At 70.2% G+C, this 14,357-nt stretch carries 13 protein-coding genes; 12 read left to right on the plus strand and 1 reads right to left on the minus strand.

The annotated features are described in order from the left end of the window. Positions 1-119: 119 nt before the first annotated feature. The 7 genes from ssd to ACWD04_RS19205 all read left to right on the plus strand — a co-directional run bounded on the left by ssd (position 120) and on the right by ACWD04_RS19205 (position 5,230). Complete coding sequence (ssd, locus tag ACWD04_RS19175) at positions 120-1,259, plus strand: septum site-determining protein Ssd (RefSeq protein ID WP_451133345.1); 1,140 nt, start codon at positions 120-122, stop codon at positions 1,257-1,259. Continuing rightward, positions 1,256-2,404: a TadA family conjugal transfer-associated ATPase gene (locus tag ACWD04_RS19180; protein ID WP_451133347.1), complete on the plus strand. Its 1,149-nt coding sequence runs from the start codon at positions 1,256-1,258 to the stop codon at positions 2,402-2,404. Before ssd ends, ACWD04_RS19180 begins: the two co-directional genes overlap by 4 nt. Continuing rightward, positions 2,401-3,273: a type II secretion system F family protein gene (locus ACWD04_RS19185; protein ID WP_451133349.1), complete on the plus strand. Its 873-nt coding sequence runs from the start codon at positions 2,401-2,403 to the stop codon at positions 3,271-3,273. Before ACWD04_RS19180 ends, ACWD04_RS19185 begins: the two co-directional genes overlap by 4 nt. Positions 3,274-3,278: 5 nt before the next feature. Continuing rightward, positions 3,279-4,097 (plus strand): type II secretion system F family protein, encoded by an 819-nt coding sequence (locus tag ACWD04_RS19190; RefSeq protein WP_451133522.1) that lies wholly within the window; start codon positions 3,279-3,281, stop codon positions 4,095-4,097. A gap of 149 nt (positions 4,098-4,246) precedes the next feature. After that, on the plus strand, positions 4,247-4,483 hold the full coding sequence (locus tag ACWD04_RS19195) for a DUF4244 domain-containing protein (RefSeq protein WP_451133351.1): 237 nt from the start codon (positions 4,247-4,249) through the stop codon (positions 4,481-4,483). After that, positions 4,470-4,850: a TadE family type IV pilus minor pilin gene (locus ACWD04_RS19200; RefSeq protein ID WP_451133353.1), complete on the plus strand. Its 381-nt coding sequence runs from the start codon at positions 4,470-4,472 to the stop codon at positions 4,848-4,850. Before ACWD04_RS19195 ends, ACWD04_RS19200 begins: the two co-directional genes overlap by 14 nt. 5 nt (positions 4,851-4,855) lie before the next feature. Then, a complete protein-coding gene (locus ACWD04_RS19205) occupies positions 4,856-5,230 on the plus strand; it encodes an Rv3654c family TadE-like protein (RefSeq protein ID WP_451133524.1) in 375 nt (124 codons plus the stop codon). On the opposite strand, the gene ACWD04_RS19210 is transcribed toward ACWD04_RS19205, so the two are convergent. After that, positions 5,175-7,661 (minus strand): DEAD/DEAH box helicase, encoded by a 2,487-nt coding sequence (locus tag ACWD04_RS19210; protein WP_451133354.1) that lies wholly within the window; start codon positions 7,659-7,661, stop codon positions 5,175-5,177. The genes ACWD04_RS19205 and ACWD04_RS19210 overlap by 56 nt on opposite strands. Positions 7,662-7,740: 79 nt before the next feature. Here ACWD04_RS19210 and ACWD04_RS19215 point away from each other — a divergent pair, with 79 nt between their 5' ends. The 5 genes from ACWD04_RS19215 to ACWD04_RS19235 all read left to right on the plus strand — a co-directional run bounded on the left by ACWD04_RS19215 (position 7,741) and on the right by ACWD04_RS19235 (position 14,111). Next, entirely contained in the window at positions 7,741-8,094 is a 354-nt protein-coding gene (locus ACWD04_RS19215; RefSeq protein WP_003967428.1) for an STAS domain-containing protein, read from the plus strand. Between the two features lie 207 nt (positions 8,095-8,301). Next, on the plus strand, positions 8,302-8,751 hold the full coding sequence (locus tag ACWD04_RS19220; RefSeq protein ID WP_451133357.1) for an ATP-binding protein: 450 nt from the start codon (positions 8,302-8,304) through the stop codon (positions 8,749-8,751). Positions 8,752-9,146: 395 nt separating this feature from the next. Continuing rightward, the gene (locus tag ACWD04_RS19225; RefSeq protein WP_451133359.1) at positions 9,147-11,594 is read left to right on the plus strand and encodes a sodium-translocating pyrophosphatase; all 2,448 of its coding nucleotides are present in this window, start codon (positions 9,147-9,149) and stop codon (positions 11,592-11,594) included. Between the two features lie 280 nt (positions 11,595-11,874). Next, on the plus strand, positions 11,875-12,501 hold the full coding sequence (locus tag ACWD04_RS19230) for a small secreted protein (protein WP_451133361.1): 627 nt from the start codon (positions 11,875-11,877) through the stop codon (positions 12,499-12,501). A 104-nt stretch (positions 12,502-12,605) separates the two neighbouring features. After that, positions 12,606-14,111 (plus strand): DUF7059 domain-containing protein, encoded by a 1,506-nt coding sequence (locus tag ACWD04_RS19235; RefSeq protein WP_451133363.1) that lies wholly within the window; start codon positions 12,606-12,608, stop codon positions 14,109-14,111. The last annotated feature ends 246 nt before the right edge of the window (positions 14,112-14,357 follow it).

A 14,357-nucleotide genomic window follows, 5' to 3' on the forward strand; every position in this document is an offset into this window, starting at 1 on the left:
CGGCTCGTTGCATGTTGATTCCACCCGCGAAGTCCGCGGCTTCCGGAATCGCGCCTCTCGGAAGTGTTCGAGATCGCCGCGAATCCGCACTGAAGGGGCAGTAAGAGGGGGCAGAGATCGTGGAGGGATCTTTCGCGGGCGAAGGCCCGTCCGGTGCTGAAGGGCGGCGGGACGGACCGCTCATCGTGACCGAGGACGCTGACCTGTTGGACGATCTGCTCAGGCTGTGCGCGGCAGCGGGAGCGCTGCCCGAGGTGCATCACGGCCCTCCGGGAACGAGGGGCGGCTGGGAGCGGGCTCCGATGGTTCTGGTGGGCGACGACGCGGCGCGCGGGTGCCGCGGGGCGGCCCGGAGGCCCGGCGTCATGCTCGTCGGGCGGGACCAGGACGACCCGGATGTATGGCGTCGCGCGGTCGAGATCGGGGCCGAATACGTGCTGAGGCTGCCCGATTCCGAAGGCTGGCTGGTCGACCAGATCGCCGACGCGGTGGAGGGTGTGGGCCGGTCCGCGCTCACTGTGGGAGTGATGGGGGGACGCGGTGGCTCCGGCGCATCCACGCTGGCCTGTGCGCTTGCCGTGACAGCGGCGAGGTCCGGCCGCCGGACCATGCTGATCGACGCCGATCCTCTGGGCGGCGGGATCGACGTGCTGCTCGGCGGTGAGGAATCCGAAGGCTTGCGGTGGCCGGATTTCGCCCGTTCGAAGGGGAGGCTGGGCGGAGGGGCGCTGGAGGAGTCCCTGCCCGCGTTGCACGGGCTCCGTGTGCTCAGCTGGAGCCGGGACGACGAGGTGATCGTCCCGCCACAGGCCATGCAGTCCGTGCTCGCTGCGGCGCGCCGGCTCGGTGGAGTGGTGGTCGTGGATCTGCCGCGGCGGATCGACGAAAGCGTGGCAGAGGCGCTGGCACAACTGGACGTGGGGCTGCTGGTCGTGCCCGGCGAGCTGAGAGCGGTCGCGGCAGCGCAGCGAGTGGCGTCCTCGGCTCGAATGGTTTTGGAAGACCTCCGAGTCGTAGCGCGGGGCCCTTACACGGCAGGGCTGGACGAGCAGTGGGTGGCACATGCGCTGGGCCTGCCGCTCGTCGGTGACCTGCCCGCAGAGTCCGGGCTGGCTTCGGCTCAGGACAGTGGTGTGCCACCGGGCGGAAACTCGCGCGGCGCCCTGGCCCGTTTCTGCGCGGCGTTCTGGGACCTGGCGGATGTCCAGGGCCGTTCGGACGGCGTGCCGGCCCGGTCTCGCGAGGAAGAGACGTCATGACCGACGCATTGCTCGACGCCGTACGCCAACGACTCGCCCGCAGCGGTGCGGCGCCCACTCCCGCTGGGGTGGCTGCCGCGCTGAGGGAGCAGGGCCGTTTGCTCGGTGACGCGGAAGTCCTCGGCGCGGCCGAGGAACTGAGGGGGGAACTGGTCGGCACAGGAGTCCTGGAGCGGCTGCTGGCCGACCCGGCGGTGACCGATGTGCTGGTGTCCGCCCCCGACCGGGTGTGGGTGGACCGCGGCGGTGGGCTCGAGCTGACCCGAGTCGTCTTTCCGGATGCGGCCGCCGTCCGGAGGCTGGCTCAGAGGCTCGCCGCGGTGGCGGGGCGCCGGCTGGACGATGCCCGGCCGTGGGTGGACGCCCGGCTGCCGGACGGAACGCGCATACATGCGGTTCTGCCGCCGGTGTCGGTCGGCTCGACGTGCCTCTCGCTGCGGGTGGTGCGGCCCAGGGCCTTCACGCTGGCGGAGCTCGTGTCGGCGGGGACCGTACCACCCGGCGGCGACCGGCTGTTGAGAGCTCTGGTCGAGGCCCGGGTCTCGTATCTGATCAGTGGAGGAACCGGCGCGGGGAAGACGACTCTTCTGTCGAGTCTGCTGGGGGCGGTCGGTGAGCGGGAACGCATCGTACTGGCCGAGGATTCGGCGGAATTGCGCCCGGACCACCCGCATGTGGTGCGTCTGGAATCGCGTCCAGCCAATCAGGAAGGCGCTGGGCGGGTGACGCTGCGGGACCTGGTACGCCAGGCGTTGCGTATGCGCCCTGACCGGCTGGTGGTGGGAGAGGTCCGGGGTGCCGAGGTGACAGAACTTCTGGCGGCTCTCAACACCGGACACGAAGGTGGTTGCGGCACCGTGCACGCCAACGCGGCCGAGCATGTTCCGGCGCGACTGGAGGCTCTCGGGACGGCTGCGGGTCTCGACCGGGCCGCTCTGCACAGCCAATTGGCAGCGGCGTTGTCCGTGGTCGTCCATCTCGTGCGAGACCGGGGAGGGCAGCGACGTCTGGCCGAAGTGCATGTGCTCGAGCGGGATTCCTCAGGGCTGGTCCTCACCGTGCCGGCACTGAGCTGGGGCACTGAGGGGTTCGAGCCGCAGCGGGGCTGGGAGCGGCTCGGAGCGCTGATCGGGGAGGAGCCATGACGGGGCCCGGCTCTGGCGCGCTGATGCAGGTGCCTGTGTGGGTGATGATGGCGTGCTGCGCGGGCGTGGCAGGTGGTCTGGCCGTGGCGCGGGACCCGGGGGCACGGAGGGCTCGGGTGTTGCCGGTCCGACGGCGGCAGGCGCAGTGGGTGCCGGCCGCACGGGCCACGGCCCGCACGCTCTTCGACGGGCGGCAGGAATGGCTGTGTGCCCCTGTGGCGGCTCTTCTCGCCGCGCTGGGGGAATCAGTACTCCCTCTGCTCGCCGGCGCTGTAGCGGTCCCCCTCGTGAGGCGCTGGCTGCGACGGCGGGCTCGGCGGCGTGAGAGTGAGAAGGCGGCCCATGCGGTGATGGGGCTGTGTGGGGCGGTGGTCGGTGAGCTGCGGGCCGGGCGCGAGCCCGGACAGGCTCTGCTCGCTGCCGCGCGGGACACCGGCGCACTGGGCACCGCCGAGTCCGCGGTCCTGGCCGCTGCGCGGTTCGGCGGCGATGTGCCGGGCGCGCTGCGGCAGGCGTCGGCTGGGCCCGGGTTCGACGGGCTCGCGGGGATGGCTGCCTGTTGGCGGGTCGCCGTGAACGGCGGCGCCGGACTCGCGGCCGGACTGGCCCGCGTGGAGAGCGCGTTGCGGGGCGAGAAGCGGCGGCGGGAGGAGCTGAGGGCACAGCTGGCGGGCGCGTGGTCGACGGTTGCGGTCCTGGCGTTGCTGCCGGTGGTGGGGCTGGGACTGGGGGCGGCGCTCGGAGCGGATCCGCTGAGGGTTCTGCTGCACAGCCCGGGTGGACTCATCTGCCTGGTGACGGGTGGCTTGCTGGAGGCTGTGGGGCTGTTCTGGGCATCGCGGATCGTTCGGGCAGGGGAGGCGGCGTGAGCGGGATGCCAGGTGCGGAAGAACCGATGGGGGCGACCGCGTCGGTGCTGGGTGCGGTAGGGGCGGTGCTGGGCACAGCCGCGTATCTCACCCTCGCGCTGTCCGCCGGGCGGCATGAGCGGGCGATACGCAGACGGGGGGCGCTGCTGACCGAGTCCCGTGCGAGCGGGCCGCCAGGACAGGGATGGAAGGGCCTGCGGGGGCCGAGCCGGAGCCGTGCTCGACGGTGGGCGGTGTTTCTGGTCGTCTGGGCGGCCGGCTGGGCGCTTGTCGGCGGGCCCGCCGGATGCGGGATAGGTCTGGCGGCCGCCTACGGAGTGCGGCGGTGGCAGTACTCGGTGAGGGGGCGTGGTGCGGCCGGTGAGAAGGCCGAGGCAGCTTTGATCGCCCGGCAGCTGCCTGTTGCCGCGGATCTGTTGGCGTCCTGCCTTTCGGTGGGCGCCGGACCGCGGGACGCGGCGGAGGCGGTCGGGGAATCCATCGCCGGTCCGGTCGGCGAGCGGCTGGCCCGTACGGCGGCCGAGATCTTGCTCGGTGGTGAACCGGCCGAGGCCTGGGGCCGGTTCGGGGAGATACCGGGTGCCGCGCGACTGGCCCGCTGTCTGGAACAGGCTATGACGACGGGGGCCCCTGCGGCAGAGCCGGTTTCCAGGCTGGCCGATGAGATGCGCGCCGAGCGGGCGAGCGCGGCTGTGGCGCGTGCCCAGCGGGCGGGTGTGCTGATCACCGCACCGGTGGGGCTCTGCTTCCTGCCCGCCTTTCTGGCGGTGGGCGTGGCGCCGGTGGTGATCGGTTTGGCGACTGGTCTGTTGCACCGCAGCTGATCGGAACCGGCCTTTCACGGAGGCCGGCTCCGAAGACAGATCGAGACGAGGACCAGCGAGCCCCCGCGTGGGGCCGGGCTCCGGGTTGCTCGAAGCGCTGATCGAAGTTCCGAACGAAGACAACGTGAGTTCTGAGCAAGGGGGTTGAGATGGGAAGCAGGGTCATGGAGCAGGCTTTGAGTGGGCTGCGTCGCGCGTGGGAGACCAGGTTCGGCAGGAGCGCCCGGGGCCGCGGACTGGACCGGGGGATGACGACGTCCGAGTACGCGGTGGGAACCATTGCCGCCTGCGCCTTCGCGGCGGTGCTCTACAAGGTGGTTACCAGCGGGGCTGTGTTGTCGGCGTTGCAGTCGCTGATCAAGGACGCCCTCGATGCGAAGTTCTGAGGCGTCGCGAAGAGGGCGAGGCGGCGACCGGGGAGCGGTGACGGCGGAGGCGGCCATGGCCATTCCTGTGCTGGTGGCCTTCGTCCTCGCCCTCGTCTGGGCGCTGGTGGCCGCGTCGGACCAGATCCGCTGTGTGGACGCGGCGCGGGCCGGAGCGCGCGCCGCGGCCCGGTCGGAGCCGGAGGCGGCGGTACGGTCCGCGGCGCAGGAAGCGGCGCCGGGCAGGGCCCACGTCGCCGTGGAGCGGGCCGGGGGGCTGTGGCGGGTCCGGGTGGAGGCGCCGACCCCGGGGCCCGGGGCGCTGGGCCTGACACTGAGCGCTGAGGCAGTCGCACTGGCCGAGGACACTGTGGGGACAGAGCTTTGAAGAGGATGGGAGACGGTGGCCCCGGGGCCGGGGACCGTGGGCTGGCGACCGTCTGGGTGGCGGTCACGACGGCGACGCTCTGCGCGGTGTTCGCGACGCTGCTCGCCTTCGGCCAGGCCGTGTCCGCCCGGCACAAGGCCGGTGGCGCGGCGGACATGGCGGCGCTTGCCGCAGCCGACCGGGCGCTGTGGGGCACGGAGGCGGCATGCGAGGCGGCCCGGGAGGTCGCCGTGGCCCAAGGAGTGGAGATCGTGCGTTGTGGGGTTCAGGGCGAGATCGCCGACGTGACGGCCCGCGCGCGTTTCGGCCCTTACGCGCCTCAGGTCAGGTCGAGAGCGGGGCCTCCGGAGGCCCCGCTGCGTCCGGTGGCGCGGTCCTGAGCAGTTCGGCCAGAAGGCGTACTGCACCCCGCTTGTGCAGGGGTTCGTTGCCGTTGCCGCACTTGGGGGACTGGATGCAGGAGGGGCAGCCCGCCTCGCACTCGCAGGACGCGATGGCCTGACGCGTCGCTGTGAGCCACGTGCGGGCCGTGTGGAAGGCGCGTTCTGCGAAGCCTGCGCCACCCGGATGGCCGTCGTAGACGAACACCGTAGGAAGGAGCGTGTCGGGGTGGAGCGGAACGGAGACACCGCCGATGTCCCAGCGGTCGCAGGTGGCGAAGAGCGGAAGCATCCCGATGGAGGCGTGCTCGGCCGCGTGCAGTGCGCCTCCGAGGATCTCCGGGCTGATCCGGGCGGCATCGAGCTGGTCCTCGGTGACCGTCCACCACACGGCTCGGGTGCGCAGGGTGCGCGGTGGCAGGTCGAGCTTGGTCTCGCCCAGTACCTCTCCGGTGATCAGCCTCCGGCGCAGGAAGGAGACGACCTGATTCGTGACCTCGACGGAGCCGAAGCAGAGCCGGCCGTCACCCCACGGGATCTCGGTGTCGGTCTCCAGCACGGCGATCGCTGTCGTGTCACGGGCGTTGGTCGAGTAGGGAGGGACGGCTTCCTCCACCAGAGCCACCGAATCCACCAGGTCCAGCTTCCGGACCAAGTACGTGCGGCCCTGGTGGAGGTGGACCGCGCCCTCGTGCACGGCGGTGTGCGCAGCCGATTCATCGACCGTGCCCAGCAGCCGGCCTGTGCCCTCCTCGACGATCTGGACCGGACGGCCGCCCTCGCCGCGGATGTCCGTGAGGTCGGCGGCCCGTTCGCGACGGGTCCAGTGCCAGCCCGTGGCCCGCTTGCGCAGCAGCTTCGCGGCTTCGAGCTGTGGCAGCAGGTCGGGCACCGCAGGGCCGAAGAGGGCGATGTCGGCTTCCGTGAGCGGGAGCTCCGCGGCCGCTGCACACAAATGGGGAGCAAGGACGTAGGGGTTGTCCGGGTCCAGGACGGTCGACTCCACGGGCTGCTGGAAGAGCGCCTCGGGGTGATGGACGAGGAAAGTGTCCAGCGGGTCGTCCCTGGCCACAAGGACGGCGAGGGCGCCCTGCCCCGAGCGTCCGGCGCGGCCGGCCTGCTGCCAGAGGGAGGCGCGGGTGCCCGGATAGCCGGCGATGATGACGGCGTCCAGGCCCGAGACGTCGATGCCGAGCTCCAGAGCGGTCGTGGCTGCCAGTCCGAGCAGGTCTCCGGAGTGCAGTGCTCGTTCCAGAGCCCGCCGCTCCTCGGGCAGATAGCCGCCGCGGTAGGCGGCGACGCGCCCGGGCAGCGAGCGGTCCACCTCGGCCAGCCGTTCCTTGGCGATGAGGGAGATGAGTTCGGCGCCGCGCCGGGAGCGTACGAAGGCGACCGAGCGCACGCCCTGAACGGTCAGGTCGGTCAGGAGGTCGGCGGTCTCGGCCGTGGCGGTACGGCGAACGGGAGCTCCCTTCTCGCCGTGCAGCTCCGTCAGTGGCGGTTCCCAGAGGGCGAAGACCATCTCGCCCCGGGGCGAGGCGTCGTCGGCGACCTCTTTGACGGGCAGGCCCGTGAGGCGGCCCGCAGCGACCGAGGGCTGTGCGGCGGTGGCGGATGCGAGGAGGAAGACCGGATCGGATCCGTAGCGGGCGCAGAGGCGGCGCAGGCGGCGCAGCACCTGAGCCACATGGGAGCCGAAGACGCCCCGGTAGGTGTGGCACTCGTCGATGACGACGAAGCGAAGGGAGCGGAGGAAGGAGGCCCAGCGGGGGTGGGACGGGAGGATGCCCCTATGCAGCATGTCGGGATTCGTCAGGACGTAATTGGCGTACTGGCGCACCCATTCGCGTTCTTCGACCGGCGTGTCCCCGTCGTAGACCGCCGGCCGGATCGCGGAGCCGAGGGGGGCCGCGAGCACTTTCACCGCACGGCGCTGGTCGGCGGCCAGGGCCTTCGTGGGGGACAGGTACAGCGCGGTGGCGCCGCGGCCGTTCGGGGCATCCGAGCCGTCGAGGAGGGTGCTCAGTACCGGAGCGAGGTAGGCGAGCGACTTGCCGGACGCCGTGCCCGTGGCGATCACGACGGACTCGCCGTCCAGGGCGTGCTCGGCGGCGGCGGCCTGGTGCGTCCACGGATGGCCGATGCCGGCCCGGCCAATCGCCGAGATCACTTCTGGCCGGATGCGATCCGGCCAGATGGCATGGGTTCCCTCACGCGGGGGCAAGTGCTCCGTATGAGTGATGCGCGCTGCCCGGCCCGCCGCTGCGGCGAGCCGGTCGAGAACCACCGTGGGAGAGGGGCGCGAGCCCGTGTTCTCCGGTGGTCGACTGGGGCGGTGATTCTTGGCCATCGGCACCGAGTGTGTCACTGGCATGACGGACAATGGTCCCAAGGCGTCGTGCATGGCTGCTGGTAAGTGATTGAATGCCATCGCGGCTGGCGATCCGTCCCCTGGCCTCCGTCGGGGAGACCGAGGGGCGACCGCTCGATAGCAAGGTGCTGGAGGATCCGTGGACCTGTCCCTGTCGACTCGCAATGTGTCCGGGCCTGGTGGCGACCGTACGGTCGTCGAGGTCGGTGGCGAGATTGATGTGTATACCGCGCCCAAGCTGCGCGAGCAGTTGGTCGAGTTGGTGAATGACGGCAGCTACCACTTGGTTGTCGACATGGAAGGCGTCGACTTCCTCGACTCCACCGGCCTCGGCGTGCTCGTGGGTGGCTTGAAGCGTGTCCGGGCCCATGAGGGCTCGCTGCGCCTGGTGTGCAACCAGGAGCGCATTCTCAAGATTTTCCGGATCACAGGTCTGACCAAGGTGTTTCCCATTCACACCACGGTCGACGAGGCTGTCGCGGCTACCGACTGAGCCGTCGGTGCAGGCTGGCAGCTCCAAGGCCGGCAGGCACGCAGTGACAGACCGGCAGGCGGCAGCAGACGGGCCGCCACGAGCAGGCGGTCGACCCATTGGTCGGCTGCCGGCTTCGCTGGTTTCCGGAGAGGAAATGAGAGCAGGGGTACCGGGCGCCACGCCCGGGCCCCTGAGATGCACGCTCATACGTTCGAGGGGGATGGCATGCCAACCGTTGAACTCCGCTTCAGCGCTCAGCCCGAACACGTCAGGACGGCCCGCCTTGTGGCAGCCGCCGTGGCACGCCGGGCCGGCGTCGACGAGGCGGTGCTCGACGAGGTCAGACTCGCAGTCGGTGAGGCGTGCAGCCGCGCCGTGGGACTGCACCGGAGCCGCCATGTCGCCGCTCCGGTCACGGTCATTCTGACCGAGGACGAGAAGGCTTTCTCCATCGAGGTCGGCGACGGGCTTCCCGCTCCGGGTAGTGACGCCTCGGTGCAGGGAACGCCAGGCGACGGAGGTCCGGACGACCCGGAGACCGATGCCGACAGCGAGGACGAGATGGGCCTGGCGGTCATCAGAGGCCTGGTGGACGACGTGGAAGTCCGCACGGGTGCGGACGGTGGAGTGATCCGCATGACCTGGCCGACGGCTCCGGCTGTCGTGCTCCCCTGACCCAGCCCAGCCCAGCCCAGCCCAGCCCAGCCTGCCTGGCGTGGCCCGCTCCCTCGACGCAGTTGCTCCCCATCCCCGCCTCGCTCCGCCCTGCCTGCGCAGCCCCCACCTCGCCTTGCGGAACCAGCCCGCCCCCGTGCGGCCTTCGGCTGGTCGGCGTGATCGCGCTTTCGGACCCTGCTGAGCAGGGCCTTTTCTTTTTTCTTGATCGATGATCTCGGGCAATTCCGTACGCGCCATGCGGCTGCCCCATTACTGCATTCGGGTTCGGGTGTGAGTAAGATCGTTTGCCATTGGGTGGACGAAAGTCGATTTCATTGACCACCCACTGTTTTGATCTGGTTCTGCTCCCTACAATCCGTCCACGTCTTGAGCGCTCAGCTTCAGGAGGACGTATGGCGGAGTTCTTCAACACCCCACTGGCAGAACTGGCGCACGTTTCCGTACCTTCCGGCCGGTCCACCTCACTCGCAGCCGCAGTACTCACCGACGGCAACCGCCTGATCGTCGTCGTCATCGCGGTTGTCGCCCTAGCCGCGCTGGTCGTGGCCAGGCTGCTCGTACGCCGGGTGCTGGCGGCCGGCGAAGGCACCGAACGGATGAAAGAGATCGCGGCGGCCGTCCAGGAAGGAGCACATGCCTACCTGGCCCGGCAGCTGCGCACCGTCGGCATCTTCGCCGGCGTCGTGTTCTTCCTGCTTCTGCTGCTTCCGGCCGAAAACTGGTCGCAGCGCACGGGGCGCTCGTTGTTCTTCCTGGTGGGTGCGCTTTTCTCGGCAGCCACCGGGTACATCGGTATGCGGCTCGCAGTCCGCAGCAATGTGCGCGTGGCTGCCGCCGCACGTGAGGCGACTCCCGCCGCGGGAGAAGCGGAAAAGGATCTCACCACGGTTTCGCACAAAGCGATGAAGATCGCTTTTCGTACGGGTGGCGTGGTCGGCATGATCACTGTGGGTCTCGGCCTGCTCGGTGCCTCCTGTGTGGTGCTCGTCTACGCCGCCGACGCGCCCAAGGTGCTGGAGGGGTTCGGTCTCGGTGCCGCGTTGATCGCCATGTTCATGAGGGTCGGGGGCGGCATCTTCACCAAGGCCGCAGACGTGGGTGCCGACCTCGTGGGCAAGGTGGAGCAGGGCATCCCCGAGGACGACCCGCGCAACGCCGCCACCATCGCCGACAACGTGGGCGACAACGTCGGTGACTGCGCGGGCATGGCCGCCGACCTGTTCGAGTCGTACGCTGTGACGCTCGTGGCAGCACTCATCCTGGGCATGGCAGCCTTCGGGGACTCGGGGCTCGCCTTTCCGCTGATCGTGCCGGCGATCGGTGTGATCACGGCGATGATCGGGATCTTCGCCGTCGTTCCCAGGCGCACCGACCGCAGCGGGATGAGCGCCATCAATCGCGGATTCTTCGTCTCCGCCGTGATCTCGCTCGTCCTCGTGGCGGTGGCCGCCTTCATCTATCTGCCGTCCTCGTACGCGGAGCTGGACGGGGTCACCGACGAAGCCATCACCTCGCACGGCGGCGACCCGCGCATCTTCGCGCTGGTCGCCGTAGCCATCGGCATCGTGCTCGCCGCCTTGATCCAGCAACTCACCGGCTACTTCACCGAGACCAGCCGGCGCCCGGTCCGGGACATCGGTAAGTCCTCGCTGACCGGCCCGGCGACCGTGGTGCTCGCGGGTATCTCCATCGGCCTGGAGTCGGCCGTCTACACCGCGCTCCTGATCGGTCTCGGCGTCTACGGGGCTTTCCTGCTCGGCGGCACGTCGATCACGCTGGCGCTCTTCGCGGTGGCCCTGGCAGGGACCGGCCTGCTGACCACCGTGGGTGTCATCGTCGCGATGGACACCTTCGGACCGGTCTCCGACAACGCCCAGGGCATCGCCGAGATGTCCGGGGACGTCACAGGCGCCGGAGCCCAGGTCCTCACGGACCTGGACGCCGTCGGCAACACCACCAAGGCCATCACCAAGGGCATCGCGATCGCCACGGCAGTTCTGGCGGCGGCGGCGCTCTTCGGCTCGTACCGGGATGCCATCGCCTCGGCGGTCGACGACGTGGGGGCCAGGGCGGGAGAGCTCGGGCTGAGTCTGGACATCTCGCAGCCGAACAACCTGGTGGGCCTGATCCTCGGAGCCGCGGTCGTCTTCTTCTTCTCCGGGCTGGCCATCAACGCCGTCTCCCGTTCGGCCGGGGCCGTGGTCCACGAGGTGCGGCGGCAGTTCCGGGAACACCCCGGGATCATGGACTACACGGAGAAGCCGGAGTACGGACGCGTCGTCGACATCTGTACCAAGGACGCGCTGCGCGAGCTCGCCACGCCCGGGCTGCTCGCGGTCCTTGCGCCGATCGCGGTCGGGTTCTCCCTGGGGGTCGGGGCCCTTGGTTCCTATCTCGCGGGAGCGATCGCCACCGGCACCCTCATGGCAGTTTTCCTCGCCAACTCCGGTGGTGCGTGGGACAACGCCAAGAAGCTCGTCGAGGACGGCCACCACGGCGGAAAGGGCAGCGAGGCCCATGCCGCGACGGTCATCGGCGACACGGTCGGCGATCCCTTCAAGGACACGGCGGGCCCGGCCATCAACCCCCTTCTCAAGGTGATGAATCTGGTGGCGCTGCTTATCGCTCCCGCGGTGGTGCAGTTCAGTTACGGCGAGGACGCGAGCGCGGGGGTACGGGCTCTGGTGGCCGTCATCGCCATTGTGGTCATCGTCGGTGCAATCCATGTGTCCAAGCGACGAGGGATTGCCGTGGGCGACAGCGACAGCCCGGGTGGTGGTGACGGTGACGACGGAGGGAGCGGCCCCGCCAAGTCCGCCGGACCTGCCGCAGTCTCGTGAGGCACGGCGTGGCGGGCCGGCGGGCCCGTAGGTGACGCTTGCTCAGCGCAGCTGCGGACGGCACATCCTGATGTGCCGTCCGCAGCGTCTGCGGCTCGAGCGGACTTCCGCGGGCGAGACGGGTCCCGTACGGGGGTCCGGTGGGCAGGTGAGTTGTATCTCCCTCGTTTCCTTTGGTGTAAATGGCTGCAAAAGCGTGTATATCGAATACCCCGCGCCTGATTGTCGCCCACTCGACGTGTAAGTTCCGGGCCGAGAGCCTTGGAAGGGACCCAATCCGGTGAACAAGAAGCTTGCAGCCGCACTGTCCGGCGGTGCGGTACTCGTGCTGACGCTGTCGGGCTGCAGCGACGACAGCGACAACAAGGTGAACGACTGGGCGAAGAAGGTCTGCGACCAGGTTCAGCCGCAGCTGCAGAAGATCGCGGACGCCAATGCCGCGATCCAGCAGCAGACGGGCGACGACAGCAAGCCTGCCGACGTCCAGAAGACCGACTCGGCCGCCTTCCAGCAGATCTCGCAGGCGTACAAGTCGCTGGGCACGGCTGTGCGGTCGGCGGGCGCGCCGCCCGTGGAGGGCGGAGACACCACGCACAAGGAGGCCGTGAAAGAGCTCAACGCTTCCTCGACGGCTTATGTGAACCTGAAGACGAAGGTCGACGCGCTCGATCCGGAGGACCAGGCGAAGTTCGCCGACGGTCTCAAGGACATCGCCGATGAGCTGACAAAGATCAGCACCAACGGTGACCAGGCGCTGAAGAACCTTCAGTCCGGCGAGGTCGGTTCCGCGATGGCGAAGCAGAAGGGCTGCCAGAAGCCGACGGCCTCGGCTCCCCCTGCTTCCGCTCCGTCCGCCCCGACATCGAAGTCCGCATCGCCTTCGGCCTCGGCGGTCGAGAAGTCGTAGCGGTCGGGAAGCCGTAGCGGTCGAGACCCCCCTTGCAGCTGCCCGGCCGCCCCTCGGGGGGCCGGGCAGCTGCCGTTGTCGGCGTGAGCGGACACAATGGGCGGGTGAGTACGACCAGCCTCCCTGCATCCGACCGTGCCCCCCGGCTTCGCGAAGCCCTGATCACCGCCGCGTTCACCGCCGATGGCCTCCTCGAACGGCTCGGCGCGCCCGCGTACGCCGCGCTCGCCCGTAGCGAAACCGTCCCGGCACTCCGGGCCACCCGCGGGGATTCGCCTCTCGACACGCTGGTGCGGCTGTTCCTTCTGCAGCGCCCCGTTCCGGCTGCCGCGGCTGCCGCCGCCCTCCCGCTGGAGGAGTGCGTGGAGGACGGCTGGGTGGTCCACGAGGGCGGCCTGGTGACAGCCACCGTCGACGTCCGGCCCTACGGCGGGCCCGAGGGGCAGGACTGGTTCATCGTCTCCGACCTGGGGTGCGCGGTCGGCGGGGCCGGCGGCATCGGTTCGCACGAGGAAGGCGTTGTCCTGGGAGTCGGCGGGGCCTCCACCACGCTCGCCGGGATCACCGTACGCAGGCCCGTGACCTCCGCCCTCGATCTCGGTACCGGCTCGGGCATCCAGGCCCTGCACGCCGCCCAGCACGCCACCCGGGTCACAGCCACGGACGTCAACCCGCGTGCGCTGGAATTCACCCGCCTGACTCTTGCCCTGTCCGGAGCGGCACCCGCCGATCTGCGCGAGGGTTCTCTCTTCGAACCGGTCGGTGCCGAGACGTACGACCTGATCGTGTCCAACCCGCCCTTCGTCATCTCGCCCGGTGCCCGGCTGACATATCGCGACGGCGGCATGGGCGGCGACGATCTGTGCCGGAACCTCGTGCAGCAGGCCGGGGACCGGCTCAACGAGGGCGGGTACGCGCAGTTCCTCGCCAACTGGCAGCACGTGGAGGACGAGGAGTGGCAGGACCGGGTGCGCTCCTGGGTGCCGGCGGGCTGTGACGCCTGGATCGTGCAGCGCGAGGTGCAGGACATCACGCAGTACGCCGAGCTGTGGCTGCGCGACAGCGGCGACCACCGCGCCGACCCCACCGTGTACACCGAGCGGTACGAGGCCTGGCTGGACGAGTTCGAGGCCCGCAACACCAAGGCCGTCGGCTTCGGCTGGATCGCGCTCCGGAAGTCCGCCGCGGCTGCCGCCGGAAATCCCTCGATCGTGGCCGAGGAGTGGCCGCACGCGGTGGAGCAGCCCCTCGGGCCCGCCGTCGAGGCGCATTTCGCACGCCAGGACTATCTGCGGGAGCACGACGACGCGGCGTTGCTCGCCGCACACTTCACGCTTGCCGAGGAGGTCGTGCAGGAGCAGGTCGGGCTGCCGGGTGCCGAGGATCCCGAGCATGTGGTGCTGCGTCAGCACCGCGGGATGCGGCGTGCGACCAAGGTCGATGCCGTCGGGGCCGGGTTCGCCGGCGTGTGCGACGGTTCGCTGCCCGCGGGCCGGATCCTGGACGCCATCGCCCAGCTGATGGCCGAGGACCCGGTGCTGCTGCGCGACCGCACCCCGCAGGCGATCCGACTGCTGGTGGAGGAAGGCTTCCTGGAGCCCGTGCGGTGACGCGGCGCCGTGTCGGTGCGGGCTTCCCCAGCAGCGCCCGCTTCCCCGCCGGTGTCGGCGTTCCCGGTGCGCAGCCGCGCTCCGTTCTCGCGCGCCGGAGCCGCGCCCTCCGACGCTCAACACCCCTCTGACCAGCCCGTGAGCCCCCGCTTTCACGCCGCTCGGGAGCGGCCCGCGGGTTCCGCTCACGGCCGTTCCCAGGGCAGCCGCCCGGTGTTCATCCCGGGTTCGTACCGACGATGTGCC

Source organism: Streptomyces sp. NPDC002911 (assembly GCF_053591835.1).